Genomic DNA, 6,854 nt, shown 5'->3' with positions numbered 1-6,854 from the left:
CCGCAGCTCCTGCACCAGTCGAGTCAGCTCCTCGACTTGACGCTCGAGCTCCGCGATGCGCGCATCCTTGGGGTCGACCTCGGCCACGACACGCCGTGTCCCATGCCCCACGCCGCGTCAGCGAGCGACGAGCCTACCGTCGGCTGCTGGCCTGCTCCTTCTTCAACCGCTCATCCCACCTGAACGCTTACGTTTCCTGGGGACGAATGGAAGGCCGCACGCTCCGGGCCAACGCTTCTACGGCTTCAACAAAGTGGTCTTCGTCCAGTTCCACCGGCGCGGCATCGTCGCCGCGTGCGGTGAGAACGATGGGCTCGCGGTGGCCCGTGTGCAGGCGCACGGACTTCGTGGGACCGCTGCATCCAGCCAGCAGCACGCTCAGCAGGGGAATCAACCATTGCGGCAGCATGCGGAGCCCTCTTGACGCTGGCCCCCTTTCACCGGGAGGCCATCCTCGACACAATCCAAGCAATAGCAGATAGAGCCGACAGGCACTTCGAGCGAGGTTGGTGTTGGCTCAAGCGCAGGGGACTGACGGCGCGTCGCTTCCGCGCGATGTGAGCGAAGAAGTCGCGCGCTGGGGCGGCGGTGTGCGGTGCGATGCCTGGGTCACGACGAGGGCCCAGCGCTTCGGCGCGTCCTCCTTGACAGCGTGGGAGCCCGGCTGTTCTCACGGAGACATGCTCTCCTCGCTCGTCCTGGCCGCCACCCTGGCAACGGCCCCCGCTCCCCGTGCCGCCGCTTCGGCGCAGACGCTCGTCCATGTGCCGCGGGTGGATGCGTTGACGGGGCTGGCCGCGTTCCTGGAGCGCGCGGGCCAGCACGCCGCGCTGCTGCGCCCCTCGGCGTGGCGGACGGAGTTGCATCCCTTCCTCACCGTCGACCCCACGCGGCCCCAGTCCCTGTCCGAGCTGGGCCTGGACCCGGCCGGTCCAGCCACCGTGTCCATGCGCAAGGACGGCCGCGTATCCTGCATGCGGGTGGCCGACGCCAAGGTGTTCCAGGCGAAGGCCGCCGAAGCCATCACCGCCGCGGGTGGCGCCGAAGCAAAGCCCACAACGCGCAGAGGTGTGACGACAGTACATGTCGACCGCGACATGGGCGGCAGCATGGGCTACGCGCTGAAGGGCAAGGAGGTCTGCGCGTTCGGCGCCATCGAGCGCGGCGGCGCGGACCTGCTCAAGGAATCCGTCCGGCTGGTCGGCAAGACGCCCGCGCGGGATGCCCGGCTGGGCAAGGTGCCAGGCGTGGCGTTCGTCGTGTCGGGCAACACGGTGGTGGGCCTGGACGGCACAGCCAACGCGCTCCAGGTGGAAGGCGTGACGACGAAGCTGCAGCTGCCGGCCTTCCAGGCGCGTGGCACCAGCCCCTACGCGGCGATGAAGGCGGAGGGACTGCTCTACTCGCGCGCGTCCGTCTCTCCCACGGGGATGACGCAGTCGGTGGACACGATGCGCTCCACGCTCCAGGTCGTGTGCCCCACGTGTCCGAAGGAGCAGATGCTGTCCATGGCGAAGGCCGTGACGAAGCAGCTCACCGGCCACCTGCTGGTGAACATGGACCACGTGCAGGTGCGCGGCTCGCTGCGCTCGCTGACGACGCGCTTCTTCGCGGTGCGCCAGGCCGTGGCCGCCGAGGTGAAGGACGTGGCGGCGGTGAAGGCCGCGCTGGCCCCGCTGGGCAAGTTCCCGGACGTGCTCGTACTGGAGGACGGCTGGAAGCTCCCGCTCAAGGGCGGCAACGTGTTCGTGCGTTTCAAAGGCAAGCAGCTCGTCCTGGGCAACGAAGAGTCGGTGACCCAAGCCACGCTGGCGGCGCTGACGGAGACGGGCTCGAAGACGGAGCACCCGGTGGACTTCGCGTTGGACCCCAAGCGGGTGGCGCGGGGCCTGGCGCAGATTTCGCTGACGGACATCCTGACGGATGAGCTGCTCGCGGCCCTCTTCGCGGCCAGCTCCGAGCTGGGGCCGCTGCTGGCGCGCAGCGACCGCATCACCGGGTGGATGGACGCCGCCCCGGGCGGAGCCCACCGCGTGTCCCTGACCTGGCCGCTGCCCTAAGAGCCGTCAGCCGCCGGGGCGGTACCATCAATCGACGTAGTACTCGTGCGCGACGCGCGCAACCACGCCGCTATTCGAGAAGGCCACCACGCGCAGGCTGTAGTGGGAGTCAGTGGGGCTCTTCGAATAGCGCCATGACGTCCCAGCAGGCGGCGTGTCGTGCACCACCAGCGGCTCGCCGAGGAGCCTCACCACTTCATCCCGCCCCATGCCAGGCTGAACGCGCCTGAAGGCCAGCCACGAATAGCCGGGAGCAAAGCGGGTGCTCGGCTCGAAGGCGAACGACAAGAGAAGGCCATCCAGGCCATCCAGCAACAGCAGATGCGCCGAGAGCCCCATGAGCAGCAGTCCAACACTGCCTCGCGCGAGTTTTCGAGCGATTCCAGATTTCATTGGCATTGGCCCCAGCTGGCCGGCCCGACAGACCGCACTTGAGCCGCAACCATCGTCTTGGTTCCCAACCAGGATACAGGATGCCGTCAGCGCCGGGCCAATCCTGTCCCCGCCGACCCTGTGGTATGTCCGGGCATCATTGCGTGACGGTGCCAACACGCGGCACGAGGGGGGAACCCCACCATGATGCTGTTCCTGCCCCTGGGAGTGGACGACACCGAGCTGGAGCGGCTGCCCCGGGTGTCCATCACCATCGCGGCCATCTGCATCGTGGCCTTCTTCATCTCCTGGGTCCTTCCGTCCGCCCCCATGGGCGTGGGTGAGGACGAGCTGCGCTCCCTGCTGGAGCAGTCGCTCGAGCACCCGGACCTGGAATTCCCTCCCGCGTGCGCGGAGCGGCTGCTGTCCGATTCGGGCCGGAGGCTGGTGCGCAACCTGCACCAACGCGCCGCGGAATCCGACGGAGCGGAGCACGTGACGAACCGGCAGGAGGGACTGAATGAGCGCTGCGAGGAGCTCATCGCCCAGCATGAGTCCAGCCTGCTCTCGCGCTTCTCCTTGGTGCCCGAGCGAGGACTCGTCCAGCCCGGCTGGCTCACGTACATGTTCCTCCACCTCGGGTGGATGCACCTGCTGGGGAACCTGCTGTTCTTCTACGTGACCAGCCTGCTGCTCGAGGATGCCTGGGGCCGGCCGCTGTTCGCGGGCTTCTACCTCGTGGGCGGGCTGGTGGCGGGCGTGGCCCACTATGCAATCGACCCCTCGTCGGAGTCGGTGATGGTGGGTGCCTCCGGCGCCGTGGCCGCGTGCATGGGGGCCTTCTGTCTGCGCTTCGCCCAGCGACGGGTCCGCATCGGCTACTTCGTCTGGGTGCTGAAAATCTTCCGCGGCACCTTCCCCGTTCCTGGCTGGGTCTGGGGCGGCCTGTGGTTTGGCAACGAGGTGCTGAACTACGCCCTCCTCGGCAACAACACGGGCGTCGCCGTCATGGCCCACATCGGCGGTTTCGTCTTCGGCTTCGCGGGCGCGTCGCTGCTGCGCGTCACGCAGTTGGAGGAACGGGTGGTGGCGCCCGCCCTCGCCGCGAAGCAGGGCGGCTGGGTGGTCGACCCGCGGCTGGCGGAGGCCCAGGCGGCGCTCGACCAGGGCGACCGCACGGCCGCGCGGGCGGGCTTCCAGCGCTTGCTGAAGACCCAGCCGGACCACACGGACGCGTTGCTGGCGCTGGGCCGCATCGAGTTGGAGGACGGCGAGACGCGGGCCGGCACGGCGCGGGTGGAGCGGGCGCTCCATACGCTCGCGGGGCGTGCGTCCACGGACGCGCTGTGGTTCGCGATGGAGCCACTGGTCTCGCTACTGCCCATCAACGCGCTGCGGCCCGCCTCCGCGTGGAAGCTGGCGCAGGCGCTGGATACGGAAGACGCGCCGCCGGCCTCCCTGGAGACGACGGAAGCCCTGTACAGCGTCGCGGGCGGGGGCGCGGGCATCATCGCGGTGCGAGCACTCATCCGCGCCACGGAACTGCGGATGGCGCACGACAAGGATTTCGAGCGGGCAGCGGGCTACCTCGCGCGCGCCAGGCCGCTGCTGACGGGAGAAGCCGCGGCGGCAGGTGACCGGGTTCGGGAGCTGGACGCCGAAGTCACGCGAGTGCTGGAAGAGAACGCCTGGAAGAAGCCGGACGCCGCGCCAACACCCGCCGTGGACGCGCCTCCCGCCCCGCCGCGCATCTTTCCCTGCCGCATCGTGAGCATGACGGACATGGCCCTCACCGTGGAGGCCGCCAATGGCCAACGCAGGACGATGGCCATGACGGAAGTGCTGGCGATTGCCGTGGGCATGTTGCCCGTCGCAGGGCCTCCGGGGACGCCGCCGCGACAGACCGTCCTCACGGACCTCGTGCTCTCCTGGGGCAGCGCCAACGAGGGTCCACGGGTGCTGCGGGTGAATGTCGCGGGGCTCGCGCTGAACCACTTCTATCCAGGCGTGGCGCCACGTGAGGCCTATTCCCGGTTCCTCGCGGACATGCTGGAGCGAACCAGCGCCAACGCGCTTCCGGACGCATCTGCCCTGAAACAGGGGCAGTACCCTCGCTTCAACAGCGAGGCGGAGCTGAGCCAACACTTCTACGGCGTGAGCGCGGCGGCGGCCTGATAGCGGCGTGCGGATGAAGCGAGCAGCCGGCGGCTGTGGCCCAGTGCGTGCTCTTGGCGCACCGCTGGGTGCGCGATGGCGACGATTCGGGGTGCTCACCAGGCTCCGGGGCCAACGGTTCGACGGGCTCACCTGCACCCATGACGCGCCGACCTCTGTGCCTACGCCACGAGCAGGCTACCGCGTTTCATGCCTGTGGGTCGGGCGCGCAGCCCGGTGGATAGCTGTTCGGAAATGTCGGGACTTTTGTGGCGTCAAAACCCCCGACATTTCCGAACAGCGAGCTACGGGAGTGACTCCGGTCCCCCCGCCGCGAGGGGGCCCCTGGGGTGGCCGCGTGGTCCGTTCAGCATGAAGTCCGGCACGGAGGTGATGGCATGGCATCCGCGCGCGCGCCGTGCGATGACGAGGTGCCCCGCGCGCATGCACTCCCACGCGAACCGCTCCATCTTGCTGTCGCTCCTCCTGCCCTGCCTGGCGCTCGCGCAGCCCCTGGACGACACGCCGCGGAGGACACGCCCACTGCGGCGGCGCCGTCGCTCAGTTCATCTGCGCTGCGCGATGAGGCCGGTGCTCGCATCGCTGAACTCACTTTCGAGGCCGGCCATGACACCCGTGAAGAATCCACTCCTCCATCGCTATTGGCTGGAGTTCGACCGCGGCGTAGACAACTGGCCGCCGTCGAGCCGATGGATGATGCTCCTGGGGGGCTGCGGCGTCACCGCCTTCACGGTCGAGGACGCCCTACGGCTCGTCCGCGAGTCCCTGTTCAAAGACGAGCCCCTGCCCCCCTTGGCCCGAATCATCGAGGACGTGGACATCACCACCTTGGACGCCGGCCACATTCGCCCGAACATCCACGAGCCCGTCCGCCGGGGCATCTGGTACCCCATGGGACACTACACGTCAGGCGGTTCGCAGTAACCCGTTCACAGGTCGTCCAGCGCCAGCTCGGCCTGCTCGCGATAGAGAGGCACCTGCTCCACCGCGAGCACGTCCTCCAGCAGCGCGCGTGCGCCCACGGCATCGCCCGCGTCCCGAAGCCGGCGGGCCCCCGTCAGCGCGCGCATGAGGCGTTGCGAGCCGTCACGAATGCGGCGGCGAGTCTCGTGAAGCAGCGCGGTCGCCGTGGCGACGCCCGCGACGGCGGCCTGTGCCTCCGCTTCGGGGATGCCCACCTCCCGTGCCGAACGGAGGAGCAAGGCGCGCACCTCGGACGTCAGCGACAGCGGCTCGCCGGCCTCCACGCGCCGCGCCAGTTCACGCACCGGGTCCCAATCAATCGACTCGGCCATGGACTCACTCGCCTCCCTTGCGACGACGGCACTTGTCCACGGGCCATTCGTGTTGCCCTTCGCAATACCGGAAGCAGTCGTAACAAGAGCCTGACCAGGCCTGCTCCTGACACTGGGCGTAGGCGTCGATGCACACCTGCTTCCACCCGGGGATGGCTTCTTCACTGGCCTCGGACGCGGACTCGACGGCCTTCATCGGCACCAGGTACTTGCTCACCTCCGAGGCCGTCAGCCCGCACCGCTCAGGCGTGGCCGGGTGCGTCTTCACGCAGCAGCTCACCGTCGAATCCATGGGGCCGCACTGCGCCTGGGCCAGGTACACCGGCTGACGGACCGCGGTGGAACGAGCGCTCCCGCCACACCCCAGCGCCGAAAGAACAACGGCTGCCAACGGGCCCCACATCGCGCAGCAATGCAAGGATGGCTCGTTTTCCATGAATAGCAGCTTACACGTGCTTCATGCATGAACAACCCTCCTTTCACGCCGCCAGCCTCCGGGCGCGCCCACGGCAAGCCTCCGAATCCGCGGCGCACGTCCGCGCTCCAGGGCCCATCGCCACGGCGCGAGCCCGCGATGCCGCCCTGACGTCCGCCCCACCCGAGCGTGTCCTGGATGCCGCCATGCACGTCCCCTATGCAACGTATCAGGTAGGCAGCACAAGCAGGGACGCACCGTGCCGGGTTGCCGCTCCCTCGCGCGGCGGCCACGGCTCGGCGCCGCTCGCCGCGCCTGTCCGAGGTCCGCGGGGAGGAGCCGAGGCGCGTGGGTGGGAGACAAGGGGGAACAGCCCGCGCCTCGAGGGACTGCCGGACCGCCACGGCCCCTCCCAGCGCGTGGGACGTGCATCAGGCAGGCGGGATGGCGCGGACCGGGTGGGCGTGGAGGCCGCCCTCGCTGACGCGCCCAAGGCCCCCGGGGGCGAGCGCGTCAGCGTCGTACGCCTACCAGAGG

General features: G+C 69.2%; 6 protein-coding genes and 1 pseudogene. 3 read left to right on the top strand and 4 right to left on the bottom strand.

The features are described from left to right. Window positions 1–190: 190 nt before the first annotated feature. Window positions 191–409, bottom strand: a pseudogene (locus G4D87_RS30815) (AHH domain-containing protein); the annotation flags it as partial. Between the two features lie 181 nt (window positions 410–590). Here G4D87_RS30815 and G4D87_RS30810 point away from each other — a divergent pair. Next, on the top strand, window positions 591–2,060 hold the full coding sequence (locus G4D87_RS30810) for a hypothetical protein (RefSeq protein WP_163786275.1): 1,470 nt from the start codon (window positions 591–593) through the stop codon (window positions 2,058–2,060). Between the two features lie 27 nt (window positions 2,061–2,087). On the opposite strand, the gene bamE is transcribed toward G4D87_RS30810, so the two are convergent. Next, entirely contained in the window at window positions 2,088–2,399 is a 312-nt protein-coding gene (gene bamE, locus G4D87_RS30805) for an outer membrane protein assembly factor BamE domain-containing protein (RefSeq protein WP_163786273.1), read from the bottom strand. A 237-nt stretch (window positions 2,400–2,636) separates the two neighbouring features. Between bamE and G4D87_RS30800 the strand changes: the two genes are divergently transcribed. Together G4D87_RS30800 and G4D87_RS30795 are read left to right on the top strand one after the other, a co-directional pair. Next, the gene (locus G4D87_RS30800; RefSeq protein ID WP_163786272.1) at window positions 2,637–4,607 is read left to right on the top strand and encodes a rhomboid family intramembrane serine protease; all 1,971 of its coding nucleotides are present in this window, start codon (window positions 2,637–2,639) and stop codon (window positions 4,605–4,607) included. A 615-nt stretch (window positions 4,608–5,222) separates the two neighbouring features. Then, window positions 5,223–5,531 carry a hypothetical protein gene (locus tag G4D87_RS30795; RefSeq protein WP_163786271.1) on the top strand — a complete coding sequence of 103 codons (309 nt, stop codon included), beginning with the start codon at window positions 5,223–5,225 and terminating at the stop codon, window positions 5,529–5,531. A 5-nt stretch (window positions 5,532–5,536) separates the two neighbouring features. Here G4D87_RS30795 and G4D87_RS30790 read toward each other — a convergent pair whose 3' ends face one another. Next, window positions 5,537–5,902, bottom strand: coding sequence for a DUSAM domain-containing protein (locus G4D87_RS30790; RefSeq protein WP_163786270.1), 366 nt, complete (start codon window positions 5,900–5,902; stop codon window positions 5,537–5,539). 4 nt (window positions 5,903–5,906) lie between these two features. Then, on the bottom strand, window positions 5,907–6,194 hold the full coding sequence (locus G4D87_RS30785; protein WP_240358740.1) for a hypothetical protein: 288 nt from the start codon (window positions 6,192–6,194) through the stop codon (window positions 5,907–5,909). Window positions 6,195–6,854: the final 660 nt, after the last annotated feature.

It is taken from the genome of Myxococcus vastator, from assembly GCF_010894475.1.
GTDB classification, from domain to species: Bacteria; Myxococcota; Myxococcia; order Myxococcales; family Myxococcaceae; genus Myxococcus; species Myxococcus vastator.
This window is presented reverse-complemented; position numbering and strand designations above follow the sequence as displayed.

What these genes read in the sequence shown, in the direction of transcription:
- bamE (WP_163786273.1), bottom strand. Translation starts at nt 2,399, where the DNA reads ATGGGGCTCTCGGCGCATCTGCTGTTGCTGGATGGCCTGGATGGCCTT.
- G4D87_RS30800 (WP_163786272.1), top strand. Translation starts at nt 2,637, where the DNA reads ATGATGCTGTTCCTGCCCCTGGGAGTGGACGACACCGAGCTGGAGCGG.
- G4D87_RS30790 (WP_163786270.1), bottom strand. Translation starts at nt 5,902, where the DNA reads ATGGCCGAGTCGATTGATTGGGACCCGGTGCGTGAACTGGCGCGGCGC.
- G4D87_RS30785 (WP_240358740.1), bottom strand. Translation starts at nt 6,194, where the DNA reads ATGGATTCGACGGTGAGCTGCTGCGTGAAGACGCACCCGGCCACGCCT.